The 14,801-nt window shown below is 49.1% G+C and carries 15 protein-coding genes; 13 read left to right on the top strand and 2 right to left on the bottom strand.

All coding sequences use genetic code 11. From position 1 onward, the window contains the following. The first annotated feature begins 18 nt into the window (after positions 1 to 18). On the top strand, positions 19 to 867 hold the full coding sequence (locus AC50Y3_RS22015) for a class I SAM-dependent methyltransferase (RefSeq protein ID WP_494820985.1): 849 nt from the start codon (positions 19 to 21) through the stop codon (positions 865 to 867). 983 nt (positions 868 to 1,850) lie between these two features. Next, a complete protein-coding gene (locus AC50Y3_RS22010; protein WP_494820865.1) occupies positions 1,851 to 2,177 on the top strand; it encodes a hypothetical protein in 327 nt (108 codons plus the stop codon). A gap of 83 nt (positions 2,178 to 2,260) precedes the next feature. Here AC50Y3_RS22010 and abc-f read toward each other — a convergent pair whose 3' ends face one another. Next, positions 2,261 to 4,201, bottom strand: coding sequence for a ribosomal protection-like ABC-F family protein (abc-f, locus tag AC50Y3_RS22005; protein WP_494820864.1), 1,941 nt, complete (start codon positions 4,199 to 4,201; stop codon positions 2,261 to 2,263). Between the two features lie 210 nt (positions 4,202 to 4,411). Between abc-f and AC50Y3_RS22000 the strand changes: the two genes are divergently transcribed. From AC50Y3_RS22000 to groL, 8 genes are all read left to right on the top strand, one after another. Further along, the gene (locus AC50Y3_RS22000; protein ID WP_494820863.1) at positions 4,412 to 5,035 is read left to right on the top strand and encodes a 5-formyltetrahydrofolate cyclo-ligase; all 624 of its coding nucleotides are present in this window, start codon (positions 4,412 to 4,414) and stop codon (positions 5,033 to 5,035) included. A 4-nt stretch (positions 5,036 to 5,039) separates the two neighbouring features. After that, on the top strand, positions 5,040 to 5,507 hold the full coding sequence (gene moaC / locus AC50Y3_RS21995) for a cyclic pyranopterin monophosphate synthase MoaC (RefSeq protein WP_494820862.1): 468 nt from the start codon (positions 5,040 to 5,042) through the stop codon (positions 5,505 to 5,507). A 263-nt stretch (positions 5,508 to 5,770) separates the two neighbouring features. Continuing rightward, on the top strand, positions 5,771 to 6,265 hold the full coding sequence (locus AC50Y3_RS21990; RefSeq protein ID WP_090983463.1) for a MogA/MoaB family molybdenum cofactor biosynthesis protein: 495 nt from the start codon (positions 5,771 to 5,773) through the stop codon (positions 6,263 to 6,265). Next, positions 6,262 to 7,293, top strand: coding sequence for a molybdopterin-binding protein (locus AC50Y3_RS21985; protein ID WP_494820861.1), 1,032 nt, complete (start codon positions 6,262 to 6,264; stop codon positions 7,291 to 7,293). The genes AC50Y3_RS21990 and AC50Y3_RS21985 overlap by 4 nt, the downstream gene beginning before the upstream one ends. A gap of 111 nt (positions 7,294 to 7,404) precedes the next feature. Then, the gene (locus AC50Y3_RS21980) at positions 7,405 to 7,638 is read left to right on the top strand and encodes a twin-arginine translocase TatA/TatE family subunit (protein WP_494820860.1); all 234 of its coding nucleotides are present in this window, start codon (positions 7,405 to 7,407) and stop codon (positions 7,636 to 7,638) included. Between the two features lie 147 nt (positions 7,639 to 7,785). Next, entirely contained in the window at positions 7,786 to 8,526 is a 741-nt protein-coding gene (gene tatC / locus AC50Y3_RS21975; RefSeq protein ID WP_494820984.1) for a twin-arginine translocase subunit TatC, read from the top strand. Positions 8,527 to 8,743: 217 nt separating this feature from the next. After that, positions 8,744 to 9,025: a co-chaperone GroES gene (gene groES / locus AC50Y3_RS21970; protein ID WP_090983460.1), complete on the top strand. Its 282-nt coding sequence runs from the start codon at positions 8,744 to 8,746 to the stop codon at positions 9,023 to 9,025. A gap of 72 nt (positions 9,026 to 9,097) precedes the next feature. Then, positions 9,098 to 10,735 (top strand): chaperonin GroEL, encoded by a 1,638-nt coding sequence (gene groL, locus AC50Y3_RS21965; protein ID WP_091223635.1) that lies wholly within the window; start codon positions 9,098 to 9,100, stop codon positions 10,733 to 10,735. A gap of 255 nt (positions 10,736 to 10,990) precedes the next feature. Here the strand turns inward: groL and AC50Y3_RS21960 are convergent, their stop codons facing one another. Further along, positions 10,991 to 11,320, bottom strand: coding sequence for a winged helix-turn-helix transcriptional regulator (locus tag AC50Y3_RS21960; RefSeq protein WP_494820859.1), 330 nt, complete (start codon positions 11,318 to 11,320; stop codon positions 10,991 to 10,993). 124 nt (positions 11,321 to 11,444) lie between these two features. Here AC50Y3_RS21960 and AC50Y3_RS21955 point away from each other — a divergent pair, with 124 nt between their 5' ends. The 3 genes from AC50Y3_RS21955 (at position 11,445) to AC50Y3_RS21945 (ending at position 14,753) form a co-directional block, all read left to right on the top strand. Beyond that, positions 11,445 to 12,305: an SDR family oxidoreductase gene (locus AC50Y3_RS21955; RefSeq protein ID WP_494820858.1), complete on the top strand. Its 861-nt coding sequence runs from the start codon at positions 11,445 to 11,447 to the stop codon at positions 12,303 to 12,305. Positions 12,306 to 12,468: 163 nt separating this feature from the next. Beyond that, positions 12,469 to 13,893 (top strand): MDR family MFS transporter, encoded by a 1,425-nt coding sequence (locus AC50Y3_RS21950; RefSeq protein WP_494820857.1) that lies wholly within the window; start codon positions 12,469 to 12,471, stop codon positions 13,891 to 13,893. A 158-nt stretch (positions 13,894 to 14,051) separates the two neighbouring features. Then, positions 14,052 to 14,753 carry an SDR family oxidoreductase gene (locus AC50Y3_RS21945; RefSeq protein WP_494820856.1) on the top strand — a complete coding sequence of 234 codons (702 nt, stop codon included), beginning with the start codon at positions 14,052 to 14,054 and terminating at the stop codon, positions 14,751 to 14,753. The last annotated feature ends 48 nt before the right edge of the window (positions 14,754 to 14,801 follow it).

The following is a 14,801-nucleotide window of genomic DNA, read 5'->3' as shown; positions in this document are numbered from 1 at the left end:
ACGGGAGGTGGAATCGTGATGGGACAGCTGGCAGATCAAGGAAATAGGGAACGTGTGCTGGCGTATTATACCGGCTTCGGCGAGCGGGAATGGAGCCGGCTTGACCGGGAGCCGCTGGAGTTCACGGTGAACATGCATTATCTGAAACAGTATTTGCCGACTACCGGTCAGGTGCTGGACAATGGGGCCGGCCCTGGCAAATATGCGATGGCTCTGGCTGCTGAAGGCTATGATCTGACGCTGACCGACCTTACGCCTGCACTTGTTGAACTTGCTGAGGCTAAAGCCGATGAGCTGGGGCTTGCCGAACGTTTTACAGGCGGCTTCCATGTCTGCAATGCTTGCGAGCTTGTTCCACTGGTTGATTGCAGCTATGATGCAACGCTTCTCATGGGTCCGCTGTATCATTTGCAGGATGCAGAGGATCGCGCTAAGGCCGTCCGCGAGCTTCACCGAGTTACAAAGCCGGGAGGCGTCGTATTCGTAGCTTTTCGCAGCCGAGTTAATCAAGTGATGACTGCGCTGCGGAGTCCGGAGCATTGGAAGCCGCTACATCGCTTGGATGCCATCGAGGCGTTCGAAGCGAATGGCAAATTTGATCATGCTGATGAAGGACGTTACACAGGAGCTTACTTTTATGAGCTGGAAGCCATCCGGCCGTTTATGGAATCGCATGGCTTTCAGACGCTGGAATTGATCGGCTCGACAAACATGGGCACTGTCCTCGGAGAGGACCAATGGCGCTATTGGTCGGAGCAGGGGGAGGAAACGTACCGACAGCTTATTCAACTGCTCATTCGGATGGCCAGGGATTCGACGGTGCTGGGGATGTCCTCGCATTTACTCTATATCGGAAGACGCGTATAGGCGTGCGGAAATATTGTAAGGGGCAGTCTCAAAAGTGTGCAGGGTGACTTTTGGGATGCCTCTTTTTGCTGTGTGGATTTACGGTGGCGTCAACGGGGAGCAGAAGGCGCAGAACACACAACAATTTCACATTACGGCGCCAACCACCAACCACCAACCATCAACACTAATCCCGAACCCCAAGAACTCTAACGAACCCCAGAGCGCTTATTTCAGTGAAATGACACCCTTTGAAATTCTAACGATCTCTTCAGGCGTTATTTCGTGTCCAGACCCCTATTATCGCCTCATTTCCACTAAATAGCGTCCCCACGGTTCGTTAGATCCGGTTAGCATTATAGTTCACCTAAATAAGGCCTTCACGGTTCGTTAGCCCGAAAAACGCCAATAATGCTGTTCTTTCATCGTAACATTTGCACTTATCCCCAAGGTTACCCACAATTACAACAGGGAATGTGCATAAACATGGGAAACCCGCATAAATCGGGCATTTACAATGTGAACAAATTCGGGATAAGTTTTTCACAGTCTAACTGTGGATAATGTTGATAATGTGGGTAAAATGCAACCGTCTGTATCCACATCCGATGAATTGTTAAAGAAACGTTAAATTTATTATTGTTTTACGTCGTTAATAGTGCCAGAATTGCCGCACAATTCATCCCGGACTGTGGATATGTCTGTGGACAAGGGGGATAGATTGCAAAGTTGTCCCGTTCGGGCTGAAAGCATAGCATGTTTCCTATCCTTGGGGAGAATGCTAGTTCTCAGAAGATGCCAAAGGAGCGGTAACAACATGAGTGAGAGTAGAAGCGGTCTGAGACTGGCCTGGCTTGATGCGAAAACGATGTGGATTTCCCGAGCTGTGCGCATCTCACTGTTAGGGCTGCTGGTTCTGCCGCTGTGTAAATGAGGACATCGGAGCGAAGCGCAGTGGCGAACAACGTAATTTGGGCAGGAGCTTACGGACAAATTAGTAAAAAGTGACGAGACGTATTGGATCGCAACGAATCGCAAGCAAGCTCATAACGCCTCACGAAGCTGTCAGTCGGGGAGCACTTACAGCCGGCGCAGATGAGCTGAACAAAGGAATCGCGATGATGAATACATATGCGGAGCGTGTTGCTGCGGAATGGGGAAATTGGAGTGGCAAGCTGTCTGCTGTGAATCAGTCACTAGGTGCATGCCGTAGAAGGTTTACGCCATCTAATCTCGATTGGCGGCTGGAATGCAATAATCCGGACAGCAGGTGTGCTGTCCGGATTCGGATTAGGGTCACTTCTCTTATTTTATCTGCTCAAACGACGTAAAATCATGGCTGAAATCAGGCTGGCCGGTAGGTAGACGGAGTACTAGAGAGCTGGCAATAAGCATCGCTCAATCGAAGGCGTTGTTAAGCCAGCAGCTCTTCCCATGACTCGTAAACGGTTTGCAGCTGCGCTTTGAGTCCATCCAATTCCGTTTGGATATTCTGCACGCGCACATAATCGTTATAGATTTCAGGGTCGACAAGCTGCTCCTCGAGTGCCGTGATTTCGCCTTCAAGCCGGGCGATTTCGTTCTCCAGCTGCTCTTGTTTACGCTGGCGATTGCGTTCGTCACGCTTCGCTTGTTTGTCGGCTTCATAAGAGGAAACAGGGGCCGGATCCGGCGCTGCTGTAGGCTTCCCCTGTTTTCCTTGCGGAAATGACAGCGTTTCCATCTGCAGTTCATCGTTTTCACGTTTTTTCTGGATCATTTCGTCATAATTTCCCAGGAAATGCTGTGTTCCCTGCGGCTCCAGTTCGACAATCCGTTCCGCCATTTTGTTAAGGAAGTACCGGTCATGGGAGATGAACAACAGCGTGCCATCGTAATCCATAAGCGCGGACTCCAGCACCTCTTTGCTATAGAGGTCCAAATGGTTGGTAGGCTCATCGAGAATGAGCATATTGGCGCGTGCCAGCATCAGCTTCGACAACGAGACGCGTGCGCGTTCTCCGCCGCTTAGCGAGCTGATCCGTTTCTTCACATCGTCACCGCTGAAAAGAAAGTTGCCAAGGACGGTGCGGATACGTGCTTCTTCTATAGAAGGGTAAGTGCCCCAGAGCTCCTCTAGCACCGTATTGGCGTGGTTTAGTCCGGTGTGTTCTTGGTCATAATAACCAATCTTAACGTTGGTGCCCCAGCGAATCGTGCCGTGTTCATAAGGCTGTTGGCCAACAAGTGATTTCAGCAATGTCGATTTGCCGATCCCGTTCGGTCCAATAAGCGCAACATTTTCGCCGCGTTCCAGACGGAATGATACATTTTGGAACAATGGGTCGGATTTCTCTTGGAATTTAATCGACAAATCACGGACATCCAGCACGTCATTGCCGCTTTGACGTTCAATCTCGAAGGAGAAATTCGCTTTCTTCAAGTCGCCGAGCGGCTTGTCGAGTCGGTCCATTTTCTCCAGCGCTTTGCGTCTGCTCTGGGCACGCTTCGTGGTGGAGGCGCGCACGATGTTGCGCTGCACGAAGTCCTCCAGCTTGGCGATCTCATCCTGCTGCTTGTCGAACTGCTTCATTTGCGCTTCGTACTCAGCTGCTTTGATTTCAATATAACGGGAGTAATTGCCGGTGTAGCGTTTGGCCGTGTGGCGCTCAATTTCAACGATCGTCTGTACGACCGCATCGAGGAAATACCGGTCATGGGATACGACCAGAATGCCGCCATCGTAGCCGCGCAGGTAATCCTCCAGCCAAGTGAGCGTTTCAATGTCCAGATAGTTCGTAGGCTCATCGAGCATCAGCAGGTCGGGGGATTGCAGCAAAATGCGCGCAAGTGCCAGACGTGTCTTCTGCCCGCCGCTTAATGTCGAGATGATCGTATCCGGAGGGAATTGACCGAAGCCCATCCCATGCAAAATGCCGCGGATCTTCGTTTCAACCTCAAAGCCGCCCTTCTCGCGGAACCAATCGGAGAGTGCGGAATACCGATTCAATACGGCCTCATATTGCTTGGCATCCTCGTGCAGCTTCGGATCGGCAATTTGCTGCTCCAGTGCGCGAAGCTCCTGTTCGGCTTCCGTCAAATGAGCAAATACGGCATGCATCTCTGCATCGATGGTTTGATCAGACTGCAGGCCGCTGGACTGCGCGAGATAGCCGATGGTTGTTTCTTTGGATTTATAGATGGTACCGGAATCGGCAGACATCTCCCCGGCGATAATACGAAGCAGCGTCGATTTGCCTGCGCCGTTGACACCGACCAGCCCAACCCGCTCACGAGGCTGCACTTGGAAGGTGATGGACGAGAGCACACTGCTAACTCCGTAGCTTTTGGATATATCGGATACTTGAAGAAGCATGATACGTGAAACCTCCAAATAAGTTGAATTCCTATACGTTTTAGTGTACATGAAAAAGACGCATAACGCGACAATGTTCACGCCTCCGGGCACCAATTTGGGATGCCTTTGCCTTATTGGCGAAATCTGGGCAACAGTGGTAAACTAAATAACAACTATGACTGAAACTTACGCCATTGCGGCCAATAAGAGGCAAAGCGGTGACCATGAATGAGTCAATCGGAGAAGAAAACAGCCCGGCTGTCAGCGACTAAGAAACGCGACGGCTACCCTGAACAGCTGCGTTTGGCCTGGTCCGATACGGCCTGTCAGCGAGCGGTAGAATGGCTGCAGGCAAGACCGGGCAAGGTGGTCTGCAGTGTAATGGTTTATGTTCCTTTTCGCTCGGAGCTCGACCCCACCCTACTCATCGAGTGGTGCTGGCGCAAAGGAATCGAAGTTGCCGCACCGAGGTGCATTCAAGCGAGCCGAGGGATGGAGCTATACCGGCTGCGAGCCTGGGATGAACTTATGCCCGGCGCTTATGGCATTAAGGAACCTGATCCTCAGGCAGCACAGCGCTGCGAACCGGATTTTATGCCGGACATTGTGTTCGTACCGGGACTTGCATTTGATAAACGCGGCGGTCGATTAGGTTATGGAGGCGGTTATTATGACCGGTTCCATGAGCTGATGAGAGGGCTTGCGGCTGCGTCCGGCAGACCGATGCCCGAGTGGATCGGTTTAGGATATGAGGCCCAGTGGGTGGAGGATGATACTCCTATTCCTATGGATGAGCATGATGCCTATGTGGATGCAGTCATTACTGAACAAGGGCTAACAAGGAGGCGCTAGGCGCGTGGATTTGACGCATTTCAACGAACAAGGGCGCGCTCGGATGGTGGATGTGTCCGATAAGGAGATCACTTCCCGCATCGCTGTCGCGCGTACAACGGTTACGATGGCGCCGGATACATTATCTCGCATCAAAGCGGGCACAATCGGCAAGGGAGATGTGCTGGCCGTTGCGCAGGTGGCCGGCATCATGGCGGCGAAGAATACTGCGAACTGGATTCCGATGTGTCATCCGCTTCCGCTGACCGGCGTTAACCTGGCTTTCGCAGATAATGGCAAGGATGAGCTGTACATAGAAGGAACGGTTAAGACCACCGGCAAAACCGGTGTGGAAATGGAAGCTCTAACGGCCGTTTCGGCGGCTGCGCTGACCGTGTACGATATGTGCAAGGCGCTGCAGAAGGATATGGTGATCGGGCCAACCATGCTGACAGAGAAGAGCGGCGGCAAGAACGGCGATTATAAGCGATAAAATCGATAGAGCATGAAACGATGCACCGAGTACAGCGCGGAGCGGGCGGAATCGTTGTGCAGAAGCGTCAGCGATCGCCTTTGTCCCCCGGATTATAACCGATACATCGGTTATACAATCAAATAAATCCGGGGGACAACAGCGATCGGAACAATGATCCGTACGCGCAGCGTAGTACTCCACAGTGTATAACGTTAATGGCATTTAGGTTTCATGCTGTACATGACATATCTTTTTCGAAAATGTGAACGGGGGAGAAGCTCATGCGGTGGAAAGTGGCGTTGTTGACAGCCAGCGACAAAGGATCGCGCGGCGAGCGGGAAGATACCAGTGCACAGGTCATTCGGGAACTGGTGGAAGAGGAGCTTAGCGGCGAAATTGTCGATTACCGGATTGTACCTGACGAACAGGATGAAATCATGGCTGCTCTTATAGAAATGACGGATTATTTTCAAGCGGATCTCGTGATTACGACAGGCGGAACGGGACTTGCTCCGCGCGATCTGACACCGGAAGCCACGATGAAGGTCATTGACCGTTTCGTGCCGGGACTTGCAGAAGCGATGCGCATGGGTGCTATGCAGCGTACACGACGGGCGATGCTCTCGCGCGGTGTTTGCGGCATTCGCGGCCGCTCGCTCATCATCAACTTGCCGGGCAGTCCCAAAGGTGTGCATGAGAATCTGATGGCGATTATGGACCAGCTGCCTCACGCGCTCAACATCCTCTCGGGACGAATGGGGGAGCACAACGAATGACGAAGCCGAAGAGTGGAACGATTCTCAAGGAAGTGCCGGTTCAAGAAGCGATCGGCTTGCGGCTCGCTCATGATTTAACTCAAATTATTCCCGGGCAATTTAAAGGCAGATTGTTTAAAAAGGGACATGTTATTGAAGAGAATGACATTTCGAAGCTCCTTGATATAGGCAAGGAGCATATTTATATTATGGAGCTTGGCGAAGGTGAGCTTCATGAAGACGATGCAGCGAAGCGAATGGCGGCAGCGCTTCAGAGTGAAGGTCTGCAGCTATCAGAGCCCCATGAAGGTAAGGTAGCGGTAAAGTCAGCGCTTGATGTGCCTGCTATAACGGAGATCGATCCGGCAATCGTTCACGCAATTAATGATTTAGGCGAAATCGCTTTGGCTACGCTGCGTACGAATGCGGTCGTAATGCCCGGCGGTCAGCTAGCCGCGACACGGGTCATCCCGCTCGTCGTGCCGGAGGCGAAAGTACAGGCGGTGGAGGAGCTGATCAGCAGCTACCGCGCGCAGCATGAAGGGCAATCGCCGCTGCGTCTCAAGCCGCTGCGCAAGTTTAGAATTGGACTGTTAACGACAGGCGGCGAGGTGTTCTCCGGCCGTATTGAAGATAAGTTCGGGCCAGCTGTCAGACGCATCGTGGAGTCGCTCGGTTCCCAAGTTATGGAGCAGCGTTTTGCACCGGACGAACGCCATATAATTGTCAAGGAAATACACTACTTGCTGCAGCAGTCCTATGATATGATAGTGGTAACGGGCGGGATGTCAGTGGATCCAGATGACCGTACGCCTGCAGCAATTGCAGAGTCCGGTGCACAGATTGTCAGCTACGGAACACCGATGCTTCCGGGATCGATGCTGCTTATGGGCTATTTGAACGGCGTTCCCATTATGGGGCTCCCAGGCTGCGTCATGCATGATCCTTATACTTCGTTTAATGTGTTACTACCGCGTGTCTTGGCAGGCGATATCATCACCAGAGAGGACATTGTCTCCATGGGATACGGCGGCTTAAACAGCTGCTAATCCGATGATGTGAGAGATGTACCCGGGCGAAGCGTATTATTTCTTTCTGCTCGTATAAGCGAGCGGGATTCCGTGTATGTATAACTCGACATGTAAAGGAGGCTACCAACGATGTTTAGTGGAATTGGCGTAACAGGATTTCTACTTATTGCACTTGTCGCTTTGTTGTTGTTCGGACCGAATAAGCTGCCTGAGCTCGGACGCGCTTTCGGGCGTACGTTGAAGGAATTTAAAGCCGGTGCGAAAGAAATCATGGAAGACGATGATGATCGCAACCGCAAGCCAGTGAGTCGGGTTGAAGTTAACCGCGATGAGCAAAAAGACGAAAAGCGGCTCCCAGAGTAAGTGGGGCCCGCTTTTTTTATGATTGATGACTACTGCCCGAGATAGGGCGGCGGTACAAGCTGTTTTCAGGCGTGAGAAGAGGTGAGCATTGCAGTGGTTGAGAAAGATGAAGCGGCCGAGAAGGAATCGGCGCGCGGCGATCAGTTAATGACCTTGTTCGATCATATCGGCGAGCTAAGACGCAGAATTATTATCATTCTGGTCATCCTCGTCATTGGGATGGTTATCGGGCTCTTTTTGGCCAATCCGGTTTATAAATTTTTGCTGGACCAAGAACCGGTTAAGGGCATGAAATTCTATGCCTTCTCCTTGTGGGACGGTATTGGCATGTATATGAAATTTGCCCTTGTCATTGCCCTTATCTTTGCATTGCCGGCAGCGGCTTATCAGTTATGGGCTTTCGTTCGGCCTGCACTTGGTCGCAAGGAACAGCGTGCGGCGCTTTTGTTTGTCCCATTCGTGCTGATTATGTTCTTAATCGGCTTAACCTTTTCTTATTATGTAGTGTTCCCGATGGCGTTTAATTTTACGACCGATGTGGCGAAGCACCTGAACCTGGAAGAGAACTACGGGATCATTCAATACTTCACGTTTCTGTTTAACATCCTTATTCCGATTTCGCTGCTCTTCGAGCTGCCGATCGTCATTATGTTTCTGACGCAGCTGCGCATCGTGAACCCGAAGCGACTTAAGAAAATGAGACGTCTGGCGTATTTCTTATTGATCATCGTCGGAATCGTCGTGACGCCGCCGGATTTCATATCCGATTCCTTAGTGGCTGTCCCGCTTATTCTGCTCTATGAAATCAGCGTGATGCTCTCGAGTGTCGTCTATCGGAAACAGTTGAAGGCTGCTCAGGCTTGGGAAGAAGAATACGGAGAGAATTAGGAAAGTCGGCGAAAGCCGGCTTTTTTGGCGTCTTGTACATGGATGATGGCCGCATTCCTCCAGGAATGGAATGTAAAAATCATATAAATTGAGTGCGAGAGACTTGAAATCTGCAATCAAAATCGGTATTATTAGAAATGTTATTAGCACTTGATGATTGTGAGTGCTAACGGGACAAACAATTTGCAGCATTAATATCAAAAGGAGGCTATTTTTCATGATCAGACCTTTGGGTGAGCGCGTATTGATCGAACCAATCGCGAAAGAAGAAACGACTGCTAGCGGCATTTTGTTGCCGGAAACAGCTAAAGAAAAGCCGCAAGAAGGCAAAGTAATCGCTGTAGGCAGCGGAGCGGTTAAGGACGGCGTACGTATTGCGCTTGAAGTTAAGGAAGGCGACCGCGTATTGTTCTCCAAATATGCAGGTACCGAAGTGAAATACGAAGGTAAAGAGCTTTTGATTATGAAAGAAAGCGACATTCACGCGATCCTGGGTTAAGCCTTCGTGCTGACTCCACATACATGTAACGCTTTTTACTTAAACTAATGATTAACTGGGAGGTTATCTACGATGGCGAAGGAAATTAAATTCGGCGAAGACGCTCGTCGCGCAATGCTGCGCGGTGTTGATGCACTTGCAAATGCCGTTAAGGTTACACTTGGTCCTAAAGGCCGCAACGTGGTGCTTGAGAAGAAATTCGGCAGCCCATTGATCACGAACGATGGTGTTTCCATCGCGAAAGAAATCGAGCTTGACGATGCATTCGAGAACATGGGTGCTCAGCTCGTTAAAGAAGTAGCTACTAAAACGAACGATGTTGCCGGTGACGGTACAACTACAGCTACCGTTCTTGCACAAGCGATGATTCGCGAAGGCTTGAAAAACGTAACTGCAGGCGCTAACCCGATGGTTATCCGCAAAGGTATCGAGAAAGCAGTTCGTGCAGCGGTTGAAGAGCTTAAAGCGATTGCTAAGCCAATCGAAAGCCAACAATCGATCGCGCAAGTTGCTTCGATCTCTTCCGCTGACGACGAAGTCGGCCAATTGATCGCAGAAGCGATGCAAAAAGTCGGCAACGACGGCGTTATCACTGTTGAAGAATCCAAAGGCTTCGTAACGGAGCTTGAAGTGGTTGAAGGTATGCAGTTTGACCGCGGTTACCTCTCCCCTTACATGATCACAGATACAGATAAAATGGAAGCTGTCCTGGACAACCCATTCATTCTGATCACGGATAAAAAAATCTCCAACATTCAAGAGATCCTTCCGGTTCTTGAGAAAGTTGTACAATCCGGCAAGCAATTGCTGATCATCGCTGAAGACGTTGAAGGCGAAGCATTGGCAACATTGCTCGTTAACCGTCTGCGCGGTACATTCACTTGCGTAGCTGTTAAAGCTCCTGGCTTCGGCGACCGTCGTAAAGCAATGCTTGGCGATATCGCTGCTCTTACAGGCGGCCAAGTGATCACAGAAGAGCTGGGCCTTGAGCTTAAAGCTACTACTGTTGACCAACTGGGTACAGCTCGTCAAATCCGTGTTACGAAAGAAAACACAATCCTTGTTGATGGTGCTGGCGACAAGAAAGACATCGACGTTCGTATCGGCCAAATCCGTGCGCAGCTGGAAGAAACAACTTCCGACTTCGACCGTGAGAAGCTGCAAGAGCGTCTTGCTAAACTTGCTGGCGGCGTAGCTGTCATCAAAGTTGGCGCAGCGACCGAAACGGAATTGAAAGAGCGCAAACTGCGCATCGAAGATGCTTTGAACTCCACTCGCGCAGCAGTGGAAGAAGGTATCGTATCCGGTGGTGGTACTGCACTCGTGAACGTATACGCAGCAGTTGCAGCAGTTAATGCTGTAGGAGACGAGAAAACAGGCGTAAACATCGTGCTTCGCGCGTTGGAAGAGCCAGTTCGCACAATTGCAGCTAACGCGGGTCAAGAAGGCTCCGTTATCGTGGAGCGTCTGAAAAAAGAAGCAATCGGCATCGGCTACAACGCAGCTACTGGCGAGTGGGTTAACATGTTCGATGCAGGTATCGTTGACCCTGCAAAAGTAACACGTTCCGCACTTCAAAACGCAGCATCCGTTGCAGCTATGTTCCTGACAACTGAGGCTGTAGTAGCTGACAAACCGGAAAAAGACAAACCAGGCATGCCTGACATGGGCGGCATGGGTGGCATGGGCGGAATGGGCGGCATGATGTAATTCATGCCCTTAGCCCTTGATTTATAAGGGTTTTAAGGTGTCGGGGTATTCTGAGGGTAACTAAAGGGTATCATCGGCAGCAAATAGAGGCTTCTCATGAGTTCATTGAACTTATGGGAGGCCTCTTTTTTCGTTGATGCCGAGAAAGGCTCGGCCAAGATCTCTTAAAATTGTAGAGTAAACATGATATGGCACCTATGAGGCGTCTTTTTCAGCTTTTGCTAAACTGAAGACTCCGCACTAACTCGGTTTAATTTACGGTGACTTTTTATTCATCTCCATATAATTTACCCCCCACTCGAACATCTTATTTAAAATCGAGCTTAGACTCTCCCCGAACTCGGTAAGGGAATACTCAACCTTGGGAGGGACTACCGGATATACCTCGCGATGAATTAAGCCATCAAGTTCAAGCTCCCGAAGCTGCTGCGTGAGCATTTTTTCGGTAATGGAGGGAATTAGTTTCTTTAATTCGCCGAATCTCAACGTTTGTTCTCTCAAACGCCATAGCAGCAATGGTTTCCACTTGCCGCCGATCGCATCAATCGTGGCTTCTACAGGACAAGTGAATTCTTTATCTTTCATGTTCGATCACCTCATACTTACTTTTTGGTTAGTACCATACAAAAAAGTCGGTACTTCAATTTTATACTGGTTACAATCATAATGAAAGTGTAATTAAAACAACCAATGTGAGGAGCTAATATAAATGAGTGCAGATATCTTAGTAATTGGAGCTACAGGAACAACAGGCAGGGAATTGGTGAAACTTCTGGCGAAGAACGGCCATAAAACGCGTGTTACCGTTCGTTCGACAAGCAACACAAGCGAACTGCAATCATTGGAAGTCGAATTGGTACAAGCCGACTTGAATGATGTGGACTCATTGGTACATGCCATGAAAGGCATCCGAAAAGTTTACTTTGCAACACCGCTTGTTCCGAATATGGTGGAGCTTTCTTCTTCGATTATTCGTGCCGCTAAACAAGCCGGCGTGAAACATCTTGTAAAGTTATCCGGTGGCGGGTCTGAAATGGATACATTGGCCAAGTGGCATAGAGCTGCCGAGAAAGAAGTAGAGCAGTCGGGTATAGCTTATACATTCTTACAGGCAAATACTTTTATGCAAAACTTAGTTAAGTTTAGCTCCTATACGATTCGTAATCAGAGAGCCTTGTATGAACCGCATGGCGAAGGGAAATCGGCTTACATCGATGCGCGAGATATTGCCCGGGTTGCTTATCATGTCTTAACGGAGGAAGGCCACGAAAACAAGGCTTATTACTTGTCTGGTCCGGAAGCACTCTCCGGCTCAGAGATTGCAGATTTTCTTTCTTCGGTAGCCGGAAAAACAATTAAGTACGTTGATGTACCGGTAGAGGCTTATCGCGCTTCGATGCAAAAAGTAGGCATGCCTGCTGAAATTATCGAGGGCTTGTTAGAGCATTATCAAATGGTGAAGCAAGGATACACAGCAAAAGTATCCAGTGCGGTAGAAGAAATTACCGGTCGTAAAGCAACCTCGTTTGAGGCTTTTGCTCAAGCAAATAAGGAAGCATTTATCGGATAAAATTGTAAGTGAGAAGTATAGAGGGCTGTCCCTAATAATCAAAGGCAATATGGATAGCCCTTCGATTTAGGTCCCCGTTGAGAAGAAAAGAAATGGGTACACTACAGTTAAAGCAAAGGGCAATAATAGATTCGTCAATCGGACAACGAGAGGAATTTATTCAATGATAACAACAGCTGATAAACCCGCATTCTCAATCAAATCGATCATTGCCCCATTGCTTGCCGTAATGATTGGAATGATTATGGTGCTCTTGGATACCACGGTCATTAACGTTGCAGTACCTACTTTAGAAAAGTACTTCAATAGTTCTTTAGAATCCATTCGTTGGGCGATTACCGGCTACACGCTTGCGTTAGCTACTGTGATCCCTTTAGCTGGATGGATGACTGATAAATTTGGAGCTAAACAAATTTTTCTCATCACAATTGCTTTTTTTATGATTGGATCTGTACTCTGTACGTTGGCTCAAACGCCTGCACAGCTTGTGTTTTACCGCATCTTACAGGGTTTGGGCGGTGGAATGGTAGCACCTATCGGTATGGCATTGGCGTTTAGGCTGGCACCTCCTGAAAAGAAGGGGGCTGTAATGGGAGTTCTTGGAATACCGATGCTGGTTGCTCCTGCTACAGGCCCGTTAATTTCAGGTTGGTTGATTGGCATTGGATCTTGGCATTGGATCTTCTTTATTAATATTCCAATCGGCATTGCAGCTATTGTTATAGGCATTCAATATTTACCGAAAATTGAGCGTCATAAGACGGCGACATTGGATGTCTTAGGCATGATTCTTGGCCCAATTGCCTTTACCATGCTTACTTATGGAGTAAGTGAAGGCGGGAGTGATTGGAGTTCTACTAAAGCTATAACTGGACTAGCCATCGGTGGCGTTGCCCTAATCCTATTCATTATTGCAGAGTTACGACATAAGCAGCCTCTACTCGAATTGCGTGTATTTAAATCATTCGATTTTATTCGGGGGATTGTGCTATCTTGGCTTTTACAAATTTCCATGTTCGTATCTGTTCTGTTGCTCCCCTTATATCAACAAGGAGTATTAGGTAGAACACCGCTCGTAAGCGCGTCAATCGCTCTCCCTAGTTCGCTGGGGGCTCTGATTTTTTCGCCTATATCGGGGAAGTTGGCTGACAAATTTGGCGCAAGGCCACTAGCCGTTACAGGTTTGAGCTTTGTGTCCGTTGCGATATTACTTCTTTCCAGGGTCACAATCCACACCCCGCCAATTGGATTAATGATTCCCATGTTTTTGATGGGAAGCGGGATGGGTTTATCGATGATGACGATTAACACGCATGTGCTGCAATCAGCTCCGCGCAATCTGATAAGCCGAGTAACACCACTGACTTCAGCAACACAACAAGTAGTCGTTTCGTTTGCAATAGCTGCCTTTACGGGATATTTAACTTCACGAATTGGGACACGTATGGTAGAAGCCGGGCCGAGCGCCGATAAATTGAGGGAGTCTGCTCTTGCATTCGGTGACACCTACTTTATCATCGCTTGGTTTGCGATTTGTGGCGTGGTGCTTGCATTATTCCTTCGCAGGCCCGCTCGGCAGGCTAAGTAAAATATCCACAAGTTCCTTCAACAGAATTAAACAACGCATTTCGAAGCTTCTTACCTAGATGGGATAAGCTCATGAGGCTACTTTATCATCGCATGTTTGCTAATTTATTTATTTAAATAAAAAAAACTTGCATCAGTGAGAAGAGGAGAAATGAAACCATGGATATCTCGAAACAAGTAGCTTTAGTCACCGGCGCCAATCGCGGTCTTGGAAATCAGTTGGCTCAAGAGCTTTTGGCCAGAGGAGCAAAAGTGTATGCCGGAGCCAGGAACCCGGCTTCCGTTGATTTACCAGGTGCCCATCCTTTGCAGCTTGATATTACTGATCCGAATTCGATTGTTTCGGCCGCGAAGGCTGCAGGGGACATCACCGTTCTAATCAACAATGCCGGTTCTGACACGGACGCTTCCTTCCTAACAGGTGAGCTTGAAGAAATTCGCATGGTATTCGATACACACGTTTTTGGAACGTTAGCGACGATTCGAGCGTTCGCTCCGTTGATCGAGAAGAACGGCGGCGGCACTATCCTTAATATTTTGTCCGTACTTTCGTGGGTTAGCAGCGAAAGACATGGCCCTTATTCCTCGGCAAAATCAGCTGAATGGAGTTTAACCAATTCCTTACGCTTGAGTTTAGCGCCTAAAAACATCAAAGTAGCAGGTTTGCATGTTGGTTATATGGATACGGACATGGTAGCTAACATCCAAGCCCCTAAGTCCGATCCAAAGGATATAGCGCGAATCGCCATAGACGGAATCGAAGCTGAGAGTTATGAAATTCTCGCTGATGAAATGAGCCGGAACGTACAAAAAGGGCTTGCCGGAGGAGTGGCAGCGTTGTATGCCAAATTGTTTCAGTAGCAGACGTGCCTCTTATATGTAACCGTTGGTAACGCTTAAAGCTGAGGC

This window comes from Paenibacillus sp. J22R98, from assembly GCF_059383835.1.
This window is presented reverse-complemented; position numbering and strand designations above follow the sequence as displayed.

Excerpts from the sequence above, each read along its gene's own strand:
- AC50Y3_RS22000 (WP_494820863.1), top strand. The coding sequence starts at position 4,412 with ATGAGTCAATCGGAGAAGAAAACAGCCCGGCTGTCAGCGACTAAGAAA.
- AC50Y3_RS21990 (WP_090983463.1), top strand. The coding sequence starts at position 5,771 with ATGCGGTGGAAAGTGGCGTTGTTGACAGCCAGCGACAAAGGATCGCGC.
- AC50Y3_RS21950 (WP_494820857.1), top strand. The coding sequence starts at position 12,469 with ATGATAACAACAGCTGATAAACCCGCATTCTCAATCAAATCGATCATT.
- AC50Y3_RS21955 (WP_494820858.1), top strand. The coding sequence starts at position 11,445 with ATGAGTGCAGATATCTTAGTAATTGGAGCTACAGGAACAACAGGCAGG.
- AC50Y3_RS21980 (WP_494820860.1), top strand. The coding sequence starts at position 7,405 with ATGTTTAGTGGAATTGGCGTAACAGGATTTCTACTTATTGCACTTGTC.
- groL (WP_091223635.1), top strand. The coding sequence starts at position 9,098 with ATGGCGAAGGAAATTAAATTCGGCGAAGACGCTCGTCGCGCAATGCTG.
- AC50Y3_RS21945 (WP_494820856.1), top strand. The coding sequence starts at position 14,052 with ATGGATATCTCGAAACAAGTAGCTTTAGTCACCGGCGCCAATCGCGGT.
- AC50Y3_RS22015 (WP_494820985.1), top strand. The coding sequence starts at position 19 with ATGGGACAGCTGGCAGATCAAGGAAATAGGGAACGTGTGCTGGCGTAT.
- AC50Y3_RS21985 (WP_494820861.1), top strand. The coding sequence starts at position 6,262 with ATGACGAAGCCGAAGAGTGGAACGATTCTCAAGGAAGTGCCGGTTCAA.
- abc-f (WP_494820864.1), bottom strand. The coding sequence starts at position 4,201 with ATGCTTCTTCAAGTATCCGATATATCCAAAAGCTACGGAGTTAGCAGT.
- AC50Y3_RS21960 (WP_494820859.1), bottom strand. The coding sequence starts at position 11,320 with ATGAAAGATAAAGAATTCACTTGTCCTGTAGAAGCCACGATTGATGCG.
- groES (WP_090983460.1), top strand. The coding sequence starts at position 8,744 with ATGATCAGACCTTTGGGTGAGCGCGTATTGATCGAACCAATCGCGAAA.
- tatC (WP_494820984.1), top strand. The coding sequence starts at position 7,786 with ATGACCTTGTTCGATCATATCGGCGAGCTAAGACGCAGAATTATTATC.